Source organism: Ewingella sp. AOP8-B2-18, from assembly GCF_052376015.1.
In the GTDB taxonomy this organism is placed as follows: domain Bacteria; phylum Pseudomonadota; class Gammaproteobacteria; order Enterobacterales; family Enterobacteriaceae; genus Ewingella; species Ewingella allii.
Genome location: NZ_JBQSVB010000004.1, coordinates 387,379 through 403,957, shown reverse-complemented (window position 1 = coordinate 403,957; position 16,579 = coordinate 387,379). Strand labels below are relative to the sequence as shown.

At 55.9% G+C, this 16,579-nt stretch carries 17 protein-coding genes; 14 read left to right on the top strand and 3 right to left on the bottom strand.

Translation table 11 applies throughout. From position 1 onward, the window contains the following. Nucleotides 1-334 precede the first annotated feature (334 nt). The 3 genes from flhB to ACT3RR_RS11605 are packed head-to-tail and all read left to right on the top strand — an operon-like array spanning nucleotide 335 to nucleotide 3,979. Nucleotides 335-1,486, top strand: a complete 1,152-nt coding sequence (gene flhB, locus ACT3RR_RS11615; RefSeq protein WP_353501861.1) for a flagellar biosynthesis protein FlhB — start codon at nucleotides 335-337, stop codon at nucleotides 1,484-1,486. Next, nucleotides 1,479-3,557, top strand: a complete 2,079-nt coding sequence (gene flhA, locus ACT3RR_RS11610) for a flagellar biosynthesis protein FlhA (protein WP_496200359.1) — start codon at nucleotides 1,479-1,481, stop codon at nucleotides 3,555-3,557. Before flhB ends, flhA begins: the two co-directional genes overlap by 8 nt. After that, entirely contained in the window at nucleotides 3,557-3,979 is a 423-nt protein-coding gene (locus ACT3RR_RS11605; RefSeq protein WP_496200358.1) for a flagellar protein FlhE, read from the top strand. Before flhA ends, ACT3RR_RS11605 begins: the two co-directional genes overlap by 1 nt. A 140-nt stretch (nucleotides 3,980-4,119) precedes the next feature. Here the strand turns inward: ACT3RR_RS11605 and ACT3RR_RS11600 are convergent, their stop codons facing one another. The 3 genes from ACT3RR_RS11600 to flgA form a co-directional block, all read right to left on the bottom strand. Further along, the gene (locus tag ACT3RR_RS11600; protein WP_034789986.1) at nucleotides 4,120-4,557 is read right to left on the bottom strand and encodes a flagella synthesis protein FlgN; all 438 of its coding nucleotides are present in this window, start codon (nucleotides 4,555-4,557) and stop codon (nucleotides 4,120-4,122) included. A gap of 35 nt (nucleotides 4,558-4,592) precedes the next feature. Continuing rightward, nucleotides 4,593-4,892, bottom strand: coding sequence for a flagellar biosynthesis anti-sigma factor FlgM (gene flgM / locus ACT3RR_RS11595; RefSeq protein ID WP_353501865.1), 300 nt, complete (start codon nucleotides 4,890-4,892; stop codon nucleotides 4,593-4,595). Between the two features lie 107 nt (nucleotides 4,893-4,999). Then, on the bottom strand, nucleotides 5,000-5,695 hold the full coding sequence (flgA, locus tag ACT3RR_RS11590) for a flagellar basal body P-ring formation chaperone FlgA (RefSeq protein WP_496200357.1): 696 nt from the start codon (nucleotides 5,693-5,695) through the stop codon (nucleotides 5,000-5,002). 181 nt (nucleotides 5,696-5,876) lie between these two features. Between flgA and flgB the strand changes: the two genes are divergently transcribed. The 11 genes from flgB (at nucleotide 5,877) to flgL (ending at nucleotide 16,073) form a co-directional block, all read left to right on the top strand. After that, nucleotides 5,877-6,287 carry a flagellar basal body rod protein FlgB gene (gene flgB / locus ACT3RR_RS11585; protein ID WP_034789994.1) on the top strand — a complete coding sequence of 137 codons (411 nt, stop codon included), beginning with the start codon at nucleotides 5,877-5,879 and terminating at the stop codon, nucleotides 6,285-6,287. A gap of 5 nt (nucleotides 6,288-6,292) precedes the next feature. After that, the gene (gene flgC / locus ACT3RR_RS11580) at nucleotides 6,293-6,697 is read left to right on the top strand and encodes a flagellar basal body rod protein FlgC (RefSeq protein WP_353501867.1); all 405 of its coding nucleotides are present in this window, start codon (nucleotides 6,293-6,295) and stop codon (nucleotides 6,695-6,697) included. An 11-nt stretch (nucleotides 6,698-6,708) separates the two neighbouring features. Next, nucleotides 6,709-7,389 carry a flagellar hook assembly protein FlgD gene (flgD, locus tag ACT3RR_RS11575; RefSeq protein ID WP_353501868.1) on the top strand — a complete coding sequence of 227 codons (681 nt, stop codon included), beginning with the start codon at nucleotides 6,709-6,711 and terminating at the stop codon, nucleotides 7,387-7,389. A 136-nt stretch (nucleotides 7,390-7,525) separates the two neighbouring features. After that, on the top strand, nucleotides 7,526-8,782 hold the full coding sequence (gene flgE, locus ACT3RR_RS11570; protein ID WP_353501869.1) for a flagellar hook protein FlgE: 1,257 nt from the start codon (nucleotides 7,526-7,528) through the stop codon (nucleotides 8,780-8,782). A 34-nt stretch (nucleotides 8,783-8,816) separates the two neighbouring features. Next, the gene (locus ACT3RR_RS11565; protein ID WP_353501870.1) at nucleotides 8,817-9,572 is read left to right on the top strand and encodes a flagellar basal body rod protein FlgF; all 756 of its coding nucleotides are present in this window, start codon (nucleotides 8,817-8,819) and stop codon (nucleotides 9,570-9,572) included. Nucleotides 9,573-9,593: 21 nt separating this feature from the next. After that, on the top strand, nucleotides 9,594-10,376 hold the full coding sequence (gene flgG / locus ACT3RR_RS11560) for a flagellar basal-body rod protein FlgG (RefSeq protein WP_353501871.1): 783 nt from the start codon (nucleotides 9,594-9,596) through the stop codon (nucleotides 10,374-10,376). A gap of 111 nt (nucleotides 10,377-10,487) precedes the next feature. Continuing rightward, nucleotides 10,488-11,210: a flagellar basal body L-ring protein FlgH gene (locus ACT3RR_RS11555; protein WP_084674068.1), complete on the top strand. Its 723-nt coding sequence runs from the start codon at nucleotides 10,488-10,490 to the stop codon at nucleotides 11,208-11,210. A gap of 10 nt (nucleotides 11,211-11,220) precedes the next feature. After that, the gene (locus ACT3RR_RS11550; protein ID WP_353501872.1) at nucleotides 11,221-12,330 is read left to right on the top strand and encodes a flagellar basal body P-ring protein FlgI; all 1,110 of its coding nucleotides are present in this window, start codon (nucleotides 11,221-11,223) and stop codon (nucleotides 12,328-12,330) included. Continuing rightward, the gene (gene flgJ, locus ACT3RR_RS11545; protein WP_486029673.1) at nucleotides 12,330-13,280 is read left to right on the top strand and encodes a flagellar assembly peptidoglycan hydrolase FlgJ; all 951 of its coding nucleotides are present in this window, start codon (nucleotides 12,330-12,332) and stop codon (nucleotides 13,278-13,280) included. The genes ACT3RR_RS11550 and flgJ overlap by 1 nt, the downstream gene beginning before the upstream one ends. A gap of 143 nt (nucleotides 13,281-13,423) precedes the next feature. Beyond that, entirely contained in the window at nucleotides 13,424-15,076 is a 1,653-nt protein-coding gene (flgK, locus tag ACT3RR_RS11540) for a flagellar hook-associated protein FlgK (protein ID WP_396130879.1), read from the top strand. Nucleotides 15,077-15,110: 34 nt separating this feature from the next. Beyond that, nucleotides 15,111-16,073: a flagellar hook-associated protein FlgL gene (gene flgL / locus ACT3RR_RS11535; RefSeq protein ID WP_486029670.1), complete on the top strand. Its 963-nt coding sequence runs from the start codon at nucleotides 15,111-15,113 to the stop codon at nucleotides 16,071-16,073. Nucleotides 16,074-16,579: the final 506 nt, after the last annotated feature.

Sequence of the window (16,579 nt, the reverse complement as noted above, 5' to 3'; positions counted from 1 at the left end):
CATGACAAAGTCATCGGGCATTATCTGAACATAAAACACTATCAATAAGTTGGAGTCATTACCCGCTTATTTAATTATGTGGCTCCATTTCATGGCAATATGAGAGGAATTATGAAAGTTGTCATGAAAAAACCTTCGCTGGGTAAGTCACTCCGCGTTCTATAGTTGCGCGTGGCGTAATCTCAGCAATCACCTTCAAGCCATTTATCTCAAGAATAACCCCCATTTATCCCCTTTGTTCCAGCAATCAGACCCACAAGGTTTTGGCATGCTATGCCTGAAATTGTATCCATGGCTTTTTGGCGATGGATGATGCACCAACAGGAACCGACCGGTGGCTGAAGAAAGCGATCTCGAAAAAAGCGAAGCCCCCACACCCCACAGGCTTGAAAAGGCCCGCGAAGAAGGGCAGATACCGCGCTCGCGCGAACTGACCTCCATGCTGATGCTGGGGGCCGGTTTTTCATTGCTATGGGTATCCGGGGAGTCGATGGCGCGGCAGTTAGCGGTGATGATTTCACAAGGTCTGAATTTCGATCACGACATCATCAGCAATGACCGGCAAATGCTGCGGCAAATGGCGTCGTTGCTAGGGCGTGCAGTTTGGGCACTGCTGCCCGTAATTGGTGGGTTAGTTCTGGTTGCGCTGGCCGCGCCTCTGCTGCTCGGCGGGTTGAACTTTAGCGGCAAATCTTTTGCGCCGAAGCTCAATCGTCTGGACCCCATTGCCGGGCTGAAGCGCATGTTTTCAGCGCAGGTGCTGGCAGAACTCCTGAAAGCCATTCTGAAAGCCACCATTGTTGGCTTCATTTGCGGTCTTTACCTGTGGCATCACTGGCAGGACATGATGCGCCTGATGGCGCAGCCTACCATTCCGGCGCTGGCCGAGGCTCTTAGCATGGTGGCGTTTTGCGCCATGATGGTGGTATTCGGGCTGATCCCAATGGTGGCGTTCGACGTCTTTTGGCAAATCTGGAGCCACATTAAAAAGTTGCGGATGAGTAAACAAGACATTCGCGACGAGTTTAAGAGTCAGGAAGGCGATCCGCACGTTAAAGGCCGTATTCGCCAGCAGCAGCGGGCCATGGCGCGTCGCCGCATGATGGCCGACGTGCCTAAGGCCGACGTTATTGTTACCAACCCGACGCACTACGCCGTTGCGCTGCAATATAGCGAAAGCAAAATGAGCGCGCCGAAAGTGTTGGCGAAAGGGGCGGGTGACGTGGCGCTGCGCATAAAAGAACTGGCTGCCGAACATAGAATTCCGACGCTGGAGGCCCCGCCGCTGGCGCGTGCGCTTTACCGTCATAGTGATATTGGTCAGCAGATCCCCGCCGCGCTTTATGCCGCGGTCGCGGAAGTGCTGGCGTGGGTGTATCAGCTTAAGCGCTGGAAGCGTGAAGGTGGATTAATCCCGAAAAAACCTGAACATTTACCGGTGCCTGAAGCATTGGACTTTGCTGGAGAAACAGAAACACATGGGTAATCTGGCCGCGCTGCTGCGCTTACCGGGCTTCAAAGATACACAATGGCAGGTGCTCGCCGGGCCTATCCTGATCCTGATTATTTTGTCGATGATGGTGCTGCCTTTGCCGCCGTTCATCCTCGACCTGCTGTTTACCTTTAACATTGCCCTGTCGATCATGGTGTTGCTGGTGGCGATGTTCACCCAGCGCACCCTTGAGTTTGCTGCTTTTCCAACCATTCTGCTGTTCTCTACCTTGTTGCGACTGTCCCTCAACGTGGCCTCAACGCGTATCATTTTGCTCGAAGGCCATACCGGCGCAGGGGCGGCGGGGCGTGTGGTTGAAGCGTTCGGCCACTTCTTGGTTGGCGGTAACTTTGCCATCGGTATCGTGGTGTTCATCATCTTGGTATTGATCAACTTTATGGTTATCACCAAAGGTGCCGGGCGTATTGCCGAGGTGGGCGCGCGTTTCGTGTTAGACGGAATGCCGGGTAAACAGATGGCCATTGACGCTGACCTCAACGCCGGGCTGATTGGCGAAGAAGAAGCGAAAAAACGCCGTTCCGAAGTGACTCAGGAGGCCGATTTCTACGGCTCAATGGACGGTGCGAGTAAGTTCGTGCGCGGCGACGCCATCGCGGGCCTGATGATCATGGTGATCAACGTGGTTGGCGGCCTTCTGGTGGGTGTGTTGCAGCACGGAATGGATCTCGGCCACGCGGCTGAAAGCTACACCTTGCTGACCATCGGTGACGGCCTGGTTGCGCAGATCCCAGCATTGGTTATCTCGACCGCGGCGGGCGTTATCGTTACCCGCGTGGGCACCAATGAAGATGTCGGCGAGCAGATGGTCACCCAGCTGTTCCGCAACCCTCGCGTGATGATGCTCAGCGCCGGCGTTTTGGGCCTGCTCGGTCTGGTGCCGGGTATGCCGAACTTCGTCTTCCTGCTGTTCACCGGGGCTTTACTGGCTCTGGCGTGGTGGACTCGCGGCCAGCAGCAGAAACCGGCAGTGGCGAAAGAGACGGTGCAGGTGAATACCGAAAGCCAGCAGTTGGTGGAAGCCAGTTGGTCGGATGTTCAGTTGGAAGACTCTTTGGGTATGGAAGTCGGCTATCGCCTGATCCCGATGGTGGACCACGCGCAGAACGGCGAGCTGCTGGGGCGTATCCGCAGCATTCGTAAGAAGTTCGCGCAGGAGATGGGCTATCTGCCGCCGGTTATCCATATTCGCGACAATCTTGAATTACCGCCAGCCGGATACCGCATCTTGATGAAAGGGGTGGAAATAGGTTCCGGCGAGGCTCATCCGGGCCGCTGGATGGCGATTAACCCTGGCAACGCGATTGGTCAATTGCCGGGTGAAGTGACTCAGGATCCGGCCTTTGGCCTGGCCGCCGTGTGGATTGAACCGGCGCTGCGCGAACAGGCACAAATTCAGGGCTTTACCGTGGTGGAAGCCAGTACCGTGGTGGCCACCCACCTTAACCACCTGATCAGCATGCATGCGCAAGAGCTGTTTGGCCGTCAGGAAACGCAGGAGCTGATGGAGCGCGTCAGCAAAGAGTTGCCGAAGCTGACTGAGGACTTCATCCCGGGCGTGGTAACGCTGACTACCTTACATAAAGTATTGCAGAACCTGCTGGCGGAGCGCGTTTCTATTCGCGACATGCGCACCATTATTGAGACTCTGGCCGAGCATGCGCCAAATCAAACTGACGCCAACGAACTGACGGCCGTGGTGCGCGTCGCGCTGGGCAGGGCAATCACTCAACAGTGGTTCCCGGGCACGGGTGAAGTGCAGGTTATTGGATTAGATACCGCCCTTGAGCGCCTGCTGCTGCAAGCACTGCAGGGCGGCGGCGGGCTGGAGCCGGGGCTGGCGGAGCGTCTACTGACGCAGGCCCAGACCGCGCTGCAACAACAGGAGGTCAATGGAGCGCCGCCGGTATTGCTGGTCAACCATGCGCTGCGCGCTTTGCTGTCTCGCTTCCTGCGTCGTTCACTGCCGCAAATTGCCGTGATGTCGAATTTGGAGATGAGCGACAGCCGCCAGATTCGTATGACTGCCACCATTGGCGGAGAGTAATGATGAAACAAATGGCTACGGGGCTTTTAATCATGTGCTGCTCGGTGTCCGCTCTGGCGGCCTCTGGCTCCTGGTCGGACAGCAAGGCGGGCATCACGCTACAAAATCGCGGGCAGATGGCTTCTGCTTCAACGCTAAGCCCATCAGCCAACGCGCCAGTGATGCAGATGCCCTCGGCGGTTATCGATACTATAAGTTGGAGCTACAGCCTGCTGGGTCCGGAACCGGCGGGTTTGCAGGTGCAGCTGTGCAGTAGCAGCAACCGCTGCCAGCAGCTGGATGCCGCGCAGGGGCAAACGCGTAACTTCTTTGGTCAGTCGGCGCAGTCTTCTTTCAGGCTGGTATTTGGCGTCGAGGGACAAGGCAGGCTAAACCCGCCGCTGCGCGTGGTGAGTCAGCAGGTGATCGTGAATTATCGCTAAATGGGTTGCCAGGGCTGGCTTTTAAAACCAATCCTGCCGTCAATCACAAAAATATCGCTGATATCGGCGATATTTTTTTGTCTGAGTTTTGGCAGGCTGGGAATTTATGAGCAGGAGAAAGAAGGATAAAGTTGGAGAAGTTATACCGAAATTTTACGCACGGTCTGCCCGCTGACTGAAGTCTGGCCGTTTGGGCCATAAAGCTTTTGCGTTTGGCTGGCGCCCAGAATGGCCATGGCCTGCGTGTTGTAGTCAATTTGCTTATTGAGCAGCATACCGTTGTGGCGGTTTAGCGCGCTGAGCTTCTCACTCAGTTGAACCACGGCCTTCCACATGGCAGCAATTTCAGGCTGACGCGAATAGGGCGCAGTCTGCTTCAATCTCGCGTCATGTTCCCGACGCTGTTTATCAAGATAATCGACGGTGGTCAGCAGGGAGCTTTTTTGTTCAGTTATATTTTGCAAAGCTACCCCATTGACGCGGCCTGAGCAGAGCAGGGTTTGTTCATGTTGAATGATCAAATCCAGCGCTTCCAGCGTTTCCACCAGCGTCTTCATGGTCTTGATAAAATCTTTCATCGGGCTTCTTTACCTTTCAACTTAAGCTTATTGACTTAAATATCGTTGAGATAGGCCTGCGTGTCCTGCAACAACGCATCGGCGATTTTGCCGGTATCCATCGTCAGTTTGCCGTCACGGATAGCCTGCTTTAACTGTTCTACACGTGCAGTATTAATGTCTTGTGAACTTGATTTGGTCAGCACGGCCTGAGCATCACTCAGGGTGACAGCCGTGCCGCTAACTGGCGCGCTGTTGGTGCTTTCTTTGCGTGTCACTTGCGCATTGGTGTCAGACGGATCGCGCTGTTGAATCGGGCTAACCGGTTGCGATGCCTGAGTGCGTTCGATGCTCATAATACTTCTCCCAATCTGATATGCCGTCAAATTGCGGCTTTGATATCAGGTTATCGACACTTTACGGAAAAACTTTAGCCTTTATTGCAATGGCAGGGAAACATTCGCTAGATGGCGATGCTCACCGTGCCATCTGCTGCTACTTTGCCGTTAACAATCTGCCCGGAAGGCATTCTGACCCGCACGGTTTCACTGGCGGCGGCGTTATTCATCGCTTTGCCAGAGCTGGAAACATTAAACCCGGTTCCCGTCGCCTGTACCTGAACTTCCTGCCCCGCGTGGACCATCCACGGGCGGCGCAGCATCGATAAAGTTAGGGGCTGACCGACATTAATATTGCGCAGCGTCACCGCGTTGATGGCTTGCTGGCTGTCAAGAATAGCCCGTGGCGGCAATAAGTCCAATCTCCCCGTTTTCTGCTGCATATCGGCCTGAGTCAGATGCGCGCCGGAAGAGACGTTTCGCGCCGCCACCCAGTAGCTGCCACTGACCTGCACCTGTGCCTGCACGTAGCTTTTCTGCCCGTTGCAGTTCACCGCCACGGAGACATTTCCCCAAGGCCGCGCATTGGGAGAAAGAGAAAGCTGTGGTGAAAGGCACTGCGGCTGGCGGGCGGCAGGGGTGGTAATAAGGCTTTTCACCTGAGTCCCATTACCGGCGTACTGCTGACTGAAAAACTGCTGAATATGTCCAGCCAAGGGCGTGTTGTTATTGTCTGACGCCGCCGGCGCTGCTGCCAGCACTGCACCCGGTATCAGGCTCAGTAAAAACGCGCCTGCTTGTCCACTCTTCAGCTTAGTCATTTCGCCTTGCGCCTCGTCATGATGGCTTTTGGGGGGAACCCCACTTCTGGCGACAAGTCTACCCGCAGTTTGCATTTCCTAAAGGGACAAATAGCGGGGCATTTTGCGCTTATTCCCGCGATAGGTTGTTGACATAGGGATTTATGCTGTCGGCTCCAAATTCTCACTTTGCGGAGGGCGCATGCTCGACAAATTGAACGCCGCACTACAGTTCCAACAGGAAGCGCTCAACCTGCGCGCCCAGCGGCAAGAAATTCTTTCGGCGAATATCGCCAACGCCGACACCCCGGGGTTTCAGGCGCGCGATATCGATTTCGCCAGTCAGTTACAGAAAGTGATGGAAGCAGGGCGAGCTAACGGCAGCGGCATGTCGCTGGAGTTAACCAACGCGCGCCACATTCCAGCGGCGACCAGCTCAGGCCCGGATCTTGACCTGATGTACCGCATTCCCGATCAGCCGTCGATGGATGGCAACACGGTGGATATGGACCGTGAGCGTACCAATTTCGCGGATAACAGTGTGCGATATCAGACTGACCTGACCGTATTGACCGGGCAGGTGAAAGGCATGATGTCGGTACTTCAAGGATAACCAGTATGTCGATGCTCAACATTTTTGATATCGCCGGTTCGGCGCTTTCTGCCCAGTCGCAACGCATGAACGTTAGCGCCAGTAACATGGCCAACGCCGACAGCGTGACCGGCCCGGATGGTCAGCCATACCGCGCCAAGCAGGTGGTCTTTCAAGTCAACGCCGCGCCTGGCCAAGAAACCGGTGGCGTGAAAGTGGCCGAGGTGGTGGATGATCCCGCCCCCATGCGCATGGTGTATCAGCCTGGCAACCCCATGGCGGATGCCAAGGGTTATGTGCAGATGCCCAACGTCGACGTGGTGAGCGAAATGGTTAACACCATCTCCGCCTCACGCAGCTATCAGGCCAACGTCGAGGTGTTGAATACCACCAAATCGTTGATGATGAAAACCCTGACATTGGGTCAATAACGGAGCCGCTTATGTCAGTTTTAAGTTCAGTCAACGACAGCACCGACAACACCATTAATACCGACAACAGCAAGCCGAAATCCACGGCGGATGATCTGTCGAATAACTTCCTGACCCTGCTCGTCGCCCAGCTTAAGAACCAAGATCCTACCAACCCGATGGATAACGCCCAGCTCACCAGCCAGTTGGCGCAAATCAATACCGTGAGCGGCATCGAAAAACTCAACACCACCTTGGGCAGCATTTCCGGCCAGATCAACAGCAACCAGTCGGTTCAGGCCACGGCGCTGATTGGTCACGGGGTGATGATTGAAGGGCGGGCGATTCTGGTGGGCAGCTCTGACGGCAAGGTCAGCACCACGCCGTTTGGCCTGCAACTCGAAAGCGCGGCGGACACCAACAATGTGGTGATCAGTGACTCCACCGGCAAAGTGGTGAAAACCATCGCGCTGGGTTCACAGACTGCCGGCGTCCACAGCTACACCTGGGACGGCAAGCAGGATGACGGCACGGCGGCACCGGACGGCGCATACACCTTCAGCATCAACTCGACCAACGGCGGCCAGCAGATGGTCGCCACCGCGCTGAACTACGCGCTGGTCAACGGCGTTACCAATGACAGCTCCGGCGCAGTGCTGGATCTCGGCGTGCGCGGCACCACCACGCTCGCCAACGTTCGACAGATTTTGTAGCAGATTGAAGATTTCACACAGCAGCATAAACAGAAATTTATAATTTTAACCTATTGATTTTGCTTTTAATCACTCTCGTTTTAGGGCTGGCTACAGCCTTGCAACAAGAAGGATGACAGGCAAAAAGGAGTAGACCATGAGCTTTAACCAAGCAGTCAGCGGCCTGAATGCAGCATCGACCAACCTGGACGTGATTGGTAACAACATCGCCAACTCCGCCACCGCTGGTTTCAAATCAGGCACCGCCTCATTCGCCGACATGTTCGCCGGTTCTCAAGTAGGTATGGGTGTCAAAGTGGCAGCTATTACTCAGGACTTCAGCGACGGTACCACCACCAATACCAACCGTGGTTTAGACGTTGCGCTGAGCGGCAACGGCTTCTTCCGCCTGACTGACTCCAGCGGCGGCGTGTTCTATTCGCGTAACGGCCAGCTCTCTCTGGATGACAAACGCAATCTGGTGAACACCCAAGGTTTGAGCGTGACGGGCTACCCGGCAACCGGGACTCCGCCAACCATCGCTCAGGGCGCACAGCCAGTGCCGTTGACCATTCCGAACACCATGATGATCGCCAAGCCAAGCAGCAGCGGCCTGATGGTGGCTAACCTGAACTCCAGCGACAAGTTGCCGAAAAACGCCACTTTCTCCAGTTCAGATCCGGACAGCTACAACTACGTCAACACCATTACCACCTATGACTCACTGGGTAATAAGCATGACAACAACGTGTATTTCGTTAAGTCATCTAACCCAGCGACCCCGAACTCTTGGGACGTCTATTCACAAGATACCAGCGTTTCAGGCTCTAAAGCGGGCAAGCTAGGCACCTTGAACTTCAACCAAAACGGTACTCTGGCGAGCACCACCAATGCTGACGGCACGCCAACTGCGACGGCTTTTGCTTTCACTCTGCCGATGGATAACAGCACCAACGGTGCTACGACGCCGCAAAACGTCTCGCTGAGCTTCCTTGGCAGTATTCAGCAGAATACCGGTAGTAACAGCATCGGCGCGTTGAATCAGGATGGTTATGCCGCGGGCCAGATGACCGGCTACCAAATCAATAACGACGGCACCATCACCGGCGTCTACTCCAACCAGAAAACCCAGCTGTTGGGTCAGATCGTGATGACTAACTTCTCTAACCCGGAAGGTCTGAAATCCGAAGGCGATAACGTGTGGTCCGCCACCCAGTCCTCTGGTCAGCCAATCACCGGCATTGCGGGTGCAGGCGGTTTTGGTGAGATGAAAAGCGGGGCGCTGGAAGCGTCAAACGTCGACCTGAGTAAAGAGCTGGTCAACATGATCGTGGCTCAGCGTAACTACCAGTCGAACGCGCAGACCATCAAAACCCAGGACCAGATCCTGAACACGCTGGTCAACCTGCGCTAATCGCGCTGAATGACAGACGCAAAAGGAACGCACTATGGATCACGCTATCTACACCGCGATGGGTGCTGCCAGCCAGACGCTGAACCAGCAGTCGGTCACCGCGAGTAATCTGGCCAATGCCTCAACGCCGGGTTTTCGTGCCCAACTGATGGCGCTGCGCGCGGTGCCGGTCGATGGGCCAAGCCTTGAGACACGTACTTTGGTGACGGCTTCAACGCCGGGTGCCGACATGACTCAGGGCCAGCTGAACTACACCGGTCGCCCGCTCGACGTCGCGTTACAGCAGGACGGCTTTTTGGCGGTGCAGATGCCTGATGGTTCTGAAGCCTATACCCGAAACGGGGATCTTCAGGTTTCGCCGACCAATCAGTTAACCATTCAGGGGAACCCAGTGATGGGTGACAACGGCCCGATTGAAGTGCCGCCGAATGCGCAACTGACCATCTCGGCCGACGGCACCATTTCGGTGCTCGAGGCGGGTGCGGACCCTAACACCATGGGCCAGCTGGCTCAGTTAAAACTGGTGAAAGCCAACGGCAGTGAAGTGACCCGTGGCGATGACGGCATGTTCCGTCTCACGCCGGCCACTGCCCAGGCTCGGGGCAATACCCTGCAGGCCGACCCGACCATCCACGTGATGCCGGGAACGCTGGAAGGCAGCAACGTCAAACCGGTGGAAACCATGGTTGACATGATTGCCAACGCCCGTCGCTTTGAAATGCAAATGAAGGTCATCCACAGCGTGGATGAAAACGAACAACGCGCCAACCAACTGCTGTCGATGACCTAACGGCGGCAGAGGAGTAACAACATGATCCCATCGCTATATATCGCGAAAACTGGCCTTGACGCGCAGCAGACCAACATGGACGTCATCGCCAACAACCTGGCGAACGTCAGCACCAACGGGTTCAAACGCCAGCGCGCGGTGTTTGAAGATTTGCTGTATCAGACAATCCGCCAGCCGGGTGCCCAGTCTTCCGAGCAGACCAATCTGCCGTCAGGCTTGCAGATCGGTACCGGTGTTCGCCCGGTCGCTACCGAGCGTATCCACGCGCAGGGCAACCTGTCGCAGACGGATAACAGTAAAGATATCGCCATCAAAGGGCAGGGTTTCTTCCAGGTGCAGCTGCCTGACGGGACCTCAGCCTATACCCGTGACGGCTCTTTCCAGGTTGACCAAAACGGTCAGCTGGTGACCTCCAGTGGTTATCAGGTTATCCCGGCTATCACCATCCCTGCTAACGCCCTGAAAATCACCGTCGGCCGTGACGGCATTGTCAGCGTGACCGTGCAGGGGCAGGCGGCAGCGCAGCAGGTAGGGCAACTGACGCTCAGCACTTTCATCAATGACTCAGGCTTAGAGTCCACCGGTGAAAACTTGTATCAGGAAACCCAAAGTTCTGGCGCGCCAACGGAAAGCACGCCGGGCCTGAACGGCGCAGGCCTGCTGTACCAAGGCTATGTTGAAACCTCAAACGTTAACGTGGCGGAGGAGCTGGTCAACATGATTCAGACCCAGCGCGCGTATGAGATCAACAGTAAAGCAGTATCAACATCCGACCAGATGTTGCAGAAGTTAACTCAGCTTTAAGAGTAAGAAAGGTAACGCCCGGCGTTACCTTGGCCTGCGGGGGACGGTACGCCGCCCCCGTTACTTCAGGCTCCGATTCATTCTTTTTCGAAGGCGATTTCCGTGGTGACCATGAAATTAACGTCGGTAAACAGTGCACATTTTCACCGACATGGCGTGTTGGCTCTGCCGCTATTAGTGACCTTATTGCTCAACGGGTGCGCGTACATGCCGCATAAACCCTTGGTCGAAGGCGCCACCACGGCTCAACCTGCTCCTGCGGCACCACCGGTTCCGAACGGTTCGATTTTCCAATCCGTTCAGCCGATGAACTATGGCTATCAGCCCCTGTTTGAAGACCGTCGACCGCGTAACGTCGGCGATACCTTGACGCTTGTACTGCAAGAAAACGTCAGTGCCAGCAAAAGCTCCTCCGCCAACGCCAGCCGTAATGGCTCAAGCAAGTTTGGCGTGGCGACCGCGCCGCGTTATCTGGAAGGCCTGCTCGGCAATGCCCGCGCCGATATGGATATCTCCGGCGATAACACCTTCGGCGGCAAAGGCGGCGCGGCGGCGAACAACACCTTCAGCGGCACCTTGACCGTCACGGTTAGCGAAGTGCTGGCCAACGGCAACCTGCGCGTGGTTGGTGAGAAGCAGATTGAAATTAACCAGGGCACCGAATTTATCCGGTTCTCCGGCGTGGTGAACCCGCGCACCATCAGCGGCTCCAACAGCGTGGTTTCCACGCAGGTGGCGGACGCCCGAATCGAATATGTGGGTAACGGCTACATCAATGAAGCGCAGAACATGGGCTGGTTGCAGCGGTTCTTCCTAAATGTATCGCCGTACTAATGAGGCACTCATGCGAAAACTAATTTCCGGCTTACTCTGTATTACGCTCTGCGCGGCGGCCGCGCTGCCGGCTTCGGCGCAAAGAATTCGCGATCTGGCGACCATTCAGGGCGTGCGTGATAACGCCCTGATCGGCTACGGCTTGGTGGTTGGCCTCGACGGCACTGGTGACCAGACCACCCAAACGCCATTTACCACCCAGACGCTGACTAACATGCTTTCCCAGTTGGGGATCACCGTGCCACCCGGCACTAACATGCAGCTGAAAAACGTGGCGGCGGTCATGGTTACCGCCAAGATGCCGCCGTTCGCTCGCAGCGGACAGGCCATCGACGTGGTGGTGTCATCCATGGGTAATGCCAAAAGTATTCGCGGCGGCACCCTGCTGATGACTCCCATGAAAGGGGTAGACAACCAAGTTTACGCACTGGCACAGGGTAACGTGCTGGTGGGCGGCGCCGGAGCCTCGGCAGGTGGCAGCAGCGTGACGGTTAACCAGCTCTCCGGCGGCCGTATTACCGGCGGGGCGACCATTGAACGCGAACTTCCAAGCACCTTCGGCACCGAAGGGGTGATCAATCTTCAACTCAATGATGAAGATTTCAACCTGGCTCAACAGGTGACCGACGCCATTAACCGTCAGGGCAGCATGGGCACGGCGACCGCGCTGGATGCCCGTAACATTCAGGTGATGGTGCCACGCGGCAATAGCTCGCAGGTGCGCATTTTGGCCCAGATCCAGAACGTTGAAGTGACCGTAGGCCCGATGGATGCCAAGGTGATCATCAACTCGCGTACTGGCTCGGTAGTGATGAACCGCGACGTGACGCTGGACTCTTGCGCCGTGGCGCAGGGTAACTTGTCCGTGGTAGTCGACAGACAGAACGACGTTTCCCAACCAAACACGCCATTTGGCGGCGGCCAAACCGTGGTGACGCCAAACACCAATATTTCCGTGCGCCAGTCGGGCGGGGCCTTGCAGCAAGTGCAGTCAAGCGCCAGCCTGAACAATGTGGTGCGCACGTTGAATGCGCTGGGTGCGACGCCGATTGACCTGATGTCAATTCTGCAAGCCATGAAAACCGCAGGTTGCCTGCGCGCTGATTTGGAAATCATCTAATGAGCGATCTTATGTCGATGTCCGGCGCTGCGTATGACGCGCAGTCGCTGAATAAACTGAAGGTAGCGGCCAAGAACGATCCGCAAGGGCAGGTCAGGGAAGTGGCGAAGCAGTTCGAAGGCGTTTTCGTGCAGATGATGCTGAAAAGCATGCGTTCCGCACTGCCGCAGGACGGCCTGCTGAGCAGTGACCAAACCCGTCTTTATACATCGATGTACGATCAGCAAATTGCGCAGGACATGTCGGCTAAAGGGCTGGGCATGGCCGATATGATGGTGAAACAGCTCACTGGCGGTAATCCCGAGCCCTCCGAGAAGGCGGGTACGGTGCCAATGGCGCTGGACAACGAAGTACTGAGCACCATGCCGCTTCAGGCAATGGAGCAGATGATCCGCAAAGCCATTCCTAACGCGCCGGACCGCACGTTGGGCGGCGCACCGTTGCCGCAGGACAGCGGCCAGTTTGTGTCGCGCCTGAGCATTCCGGCGCAGGTCGCCAGTCAGGAAAGTGGCATTTCGCACCAGCTGATCATGGCGCAGGCCGCACTGGAATCCGGCTGGGGCCAGCGCGAGATCCCAACCACCGACGGCAAGCAGAGCTATAACCTGTTTGGTATTAAGGCGGGCGGCAACTGGACCGGGCCAACCACGCAAATCACCACCACCGAATACACCAACGGCGTGGCGAAGAAGGTGCAGGCCAGCTTCCGCGTCTATGGCTCCTATGTCGAAGCCATCAGCGATTACGTGAAATTGCTGACCAACAACCCGCGCTATGCCCACGTGGCGGCCGCCAACACGCCGGAACAGGCGGCCCACGCGCTGCAAGCAGCCGGTTATGCCACCGATCCTAACTACGCCGCTAAGCTGGTGAATGTTATCCAGAAAATCAAAGGGGCCGGCGCACAGGCGGTCAAAGCCTACAGCACGGATCTCAGCAAAATTTTCTGAAAAAACTGTCTTTTACGTCTCAAGTTCTCAAGGCATTAGCCGATAACTCTTTCAGAGCGGAAAAAGGGCGCGAATCCCGATTTCCATAACACTTTGATTTTATATCATTCGCCGGGCTGGTTCCGGGAGCAGAAGGGTCACTCATGTCCTCAAATGGCTTAATTAATACCGCAATGAGCGGACTGAATGCGGCTCAGGCTGCACTGAGCACGGTGAGTAACAACATCGCCAACGTCAGCGTGGCGGGCTACAACCGCCAGACCGCGATCATTGTTCAGAGCAACGGCAATAGCACGGCGGCGGGTTACATCGGCAACGGCGTTAACGTCAGCAGCATCAACCGTGAATATAACGCCTTTGTTTCCAACCAGTTACTAGGCGCCAGCACCATCAATAGCGCGCTGGGCACTCAGTACGCTCAGGCGAGCCAAATTGATAATCTGCTGTCGAACAGCACCACCAACTTATCGAGCACCATGCAGAACTTCTTCAAAAGTCTGCAAACCCTGACCAGCAACGCCGGTGACAGCGCGTCACGTCAGGCCGTTTTGGGGCAAGCGCAGGGGATGGCGGCACAGTTCAACAGCGCGGCAAAATACCTCGCTGATATGAATACCGGCATTAACCAGCAAATCACCGATAATGTGAACCAAATCAATAACTATGCTTCACAAATCGCCAAGCTGAACCAGCAGATCACCGCCACGCGCGGCAGCACCGGGCAGGAGCCAAACGCGCTGCTGGACCAACGCGATGAGATGGTCAGCAAACTGAATGATATCGCCGGTGTAACCGTGACTCAGCAAGACGGCGACGCCTATAACGTCTCCTTCGCCAACGGCGTGCCATTAGTGCAGGGCAGCGATACCCGTACCGTAGTGGCTACGCCGTCCAGCGCTGATCCGAGCAAACTGACTGTAGGCATGACTCAGCCAGATGGCAGCGTGACCCAGGTTAGCGAAAGCCGCATCACCACGGGTGCCTTGGGCGGCGTGCTGGCCTTCCGTAAAGACAACCTTGAGCCGGCCATAAACCAGCTGGGCCAGTTGGCGCTCTCCATTGGCAGCAGCTTCAACGGCGTGAACAAAGCTGGTTTTGACGTGGCCGGTAACGCTGGGACGAACTTCTTCAACTTCAGCAATCCGTCGACCATTTCGAACACCAAAAACACCGGCACGGCTAACATGACGGTGACCTACGCCGACGCGACCGCAGTGAAAGCCAGCGATTATGTGATGTCCTACGAAGGTGGCAAGTGGACGGCAACGCGCACTTCCGATGGGGCAAAAATCACCCCGACGCAGAGCACCGATGCCAATAACGTCACTACCATGACCTTCGACGGCATCAAGATTGATGTCACCGGCACCCCGGCTGAAAAAGACAGCATCACGGTGAAAACGGTAAGCAATGCCGCGAGCAGCCTGAATGTGGCATTGACCGACGGTTCGCAAATTGCCGCCGCCAGTAAAACAGATTCCGGTGCCAGCGATAACACCAACGCGCAGAAACTGTTGGATTTGCAAACCGCCAAGCTGGTGGAAGGTAAATCAACCCTGACCGGCGCATATGCCAGCCTGGTGAGCAGCGTGGGTAATCAGGTTGCCAGTTTGAAAACCAACACCACGGCGCAAACCAACATCGTCACCAACTTGCAGCAGCAACAGCAGTCGATCTCGGGCGTTAACACCGACGAAGAATACGGCGATTTGCAGCGTTATCAGCAATATTATCTGGCTAACGCGCAAGTGATTAAGACGGCATCAACCATTTTCGATGCGATCATTAACCTGTAACGCATTCACCGCGACTCGATAAGGAACTGATGCCATGCGCCTTAGTACCAACATGATTTACCAGCAGAATATGAACAGCGTCTCGAATGCTCAGTCGCTGTGGCAGGATACCGGTGTGCAGCTCTCTACCGGCAATCGGGTGAACAAGCCGTCGGATGACCCGCTGGCCGCCTCGCAGGCGATTATGGTTCAACAGGCGCAGGCGCAGAACGATCAATACGCCATCGCGCGTACCTTCGCGAACCAGAATATGAGTCAGGAAGAGAACATCCTGAACAACGTCACCACCGCGATTCAGAGCGCGCAGAGCCTGATCGTTAACGCCGGTGACGGTGCGTTGAGTGATGATGACCGCGCGTCATTGGCGACCAAATTGCAGGGTATCAAAGACCAAATCGTCAATATGGCGAACAGCACAGACGGTAACGGGCGCTATATCTTTGGCGGTTACAAAAGTGATAAGCCGCCGTACAGCGTGGATGCAACGACGGGGGCAGTGACCTATAGCGGCGGGGATGAAGCGATTTCCCAGCAGGTTGATGCCAGCCGTACCATGACCATCAGCCACACCGGCACGCAGGTATTTAACACGCTGACGTCTAACCCAGTGAAAGAGCCGGACGGCACGCCAAGCCAGACCGATATCTTCAAAACCATCGACGGCGCTATCGCCGCGTTGAAAACGCCAAAAGCTAATTTCGCTAGCCCTTCTGATTACACGGCAGCCATCGACAAAAGCAACCGCGGCCTGTCGAACTCGCTGAACAACGTGCTGTCCGTGCGCTCTCAGTTGGGTACTCAGCTGGACGAGTTGGATAAGCTGGATTCAATGGGCGACGACACCAAACTGATTAACGGCGATAAGCTTAACGCGCTGGTCGGCACCGACTGGACGGCGGCTATTTCGCAATACAGCTTGCAGCAAGTCGCATTACAGGCGTCATACAAAACCTTTACCAGCATGCAAGGGCTGTCGCTGTTCCAAATGAATTCTTAATTTCCCGCGAATTCATGTCTAAAACGTCTCACTGAAAGGGGCCTGCTGGCTCCTTCTCATTTACACCTTTTCTGAGCGTACTTAAACCGGGTGCGTTCAGTTTGTATGTCACTTTGTCAGCCTAAGGGCAGGGTGACATACACTTTTTATTTTCAATTGCATCTTAAAGGGTAAGGTCAAGGTCGTGCGCTGCCGCCACACCGGCCTTGAGGGGCGCCTATCGCCGCGCCCCTCAAGACTCCCCGGCTCTTTACTGCGCGCTGTCGCTCGTTGGGGGGGACGTGTTTCAGGTATTTCCGTTATCCACCGCAAAATGCCGCCGCTTAGGCGGTGCCTTCGCCACGGGCTTCGAGCCATAGGTCTCGAACCTCTCGCTCAGCGCCATTTTTGACTGCGGTTTTGAGGCATTTCTACCGTGCCGTTTCAGTGGGGGTTTTGCTTTGCTCCTTCTCCTCTCAGAGGAGAAGGCAGGGATGAGCAGTGGTTTAAATCGTGCTCAATGAGGC

What these genes read in the sequence shown, in the direction of transcription:
- flgE (WP_353501869.1), top strand. Translation starts at nt 7,526, where the DNA reads ATGAGCTTTAACCAAGCAGTCAGCGGCCTGAATGCAGCATCGACCAAC.
- flgJ (WP_486029673.1), top strand. Translation starts at nt 12,330, where the DNA reads ATGAGCGATCTTATGTCGATGTCCGGCGCTGCGTATGACGCGCAGTCG.
- flgK (WP_396130879.1), top strand. Translation starts at nt 13,424, where the DNA reads ATGTCCTCAAATGGCTTAATTAATACCGCAATGAGCGGACTGAATGCG.
- flgC (WP_353501867.1), top strand. Translation starts at nt 6,293, where the DNA reads ATGTCGATGCTCAACATTTTTGATATCGCCGGTTCGGCGCTTTCTGCC.
- flgL (WP_486029670.1), top strand. Translation starts at nt 15,111, where the DNA reads ATGCGCCTTAGTACCAACATGATTTACCAGCAGAATATGAACAGCGTC.
- ACT3RR_RS11605 (WP_496200358.1), top strand. Translation starts at nt 3,557, where the DNA reads ATGATGAAACAAATGGCTACGGGGCTTTTAATCATGTGCTGCTCGGTG.
- flgD (WP_353501868.1), top strand. Translation starts at nt 6,709, where the DNA reads ATGTCAGTTTTAAGTTCAGTCAACGACAGCACCGACAACACCATTAAT.
- flgG (WP_353501871.1), top strand. Translation starts at nt 9,594, where the DNA reads ATGATCCCATCGCTATATATCGCGAAAACTGGCCTTGACGCGCAGCAG.
- flgA (WP_496200357.1), bottom strand. Translation starts at nt 5,695, where the DNA reads ATGACTAAGCTGAAGAGTGGACAAGCAGGCGCGTTTTTACTGAGCCTG.
- ACT3RR_RS11565 (WP_353501870.1), top strand. Translation starts at nt 8,817, where the DNA reads ATGGATCACGCTATCTACACCGCGATGGGTGCTGCCAGCCAGACGCTG.
- ACT3RR_RS11555 (WP_084674068.1), top strand. Translation starts at nt 10,488, where the DNA reads ATGAAATTAACGTCGGTAAACAGTGCACATTTTCACCGACATGGCGTG.
- flhA (WP_496200359.1), top strand. Translation starts at nt 1,479, where the DNA reads ATGGGTAATCTGGCCGCGCTGCTGCGCTTACCGGGCTTCAAAGATACA.
- ACT3RR_RS11550 (WP_353501872.1), top strand. Translation starts at nt 11,221, where the DNA reads ATGCGAAAACTAATTTCCGGCTTACTCTGTATTACGCTCTGCGCGGCG.
- ACT3RR_RS11600 (WP_034789986.1), bottom strand. Translation starts at nt 4,557, where the DNA reads ATGAAAGATTTTATCAAGACCATGAAGACGCTGGTGGAAACGCTGGAA.
- flgB (WP_034789994.1), top strand. Translation starts at nt 5,877, where the DNA reads ATGCTCGACAAATTGAACGCCGCACTACAGTTCCAACAGGAAGCGCTC.
- flgM (WP_353501865.1), bottom strand. Translation starts at nt 4,892, where the DNA reads ATGAGCATCGAACGCACTCAGGCATCGCAACCGGTTAGCCCGATTCAA.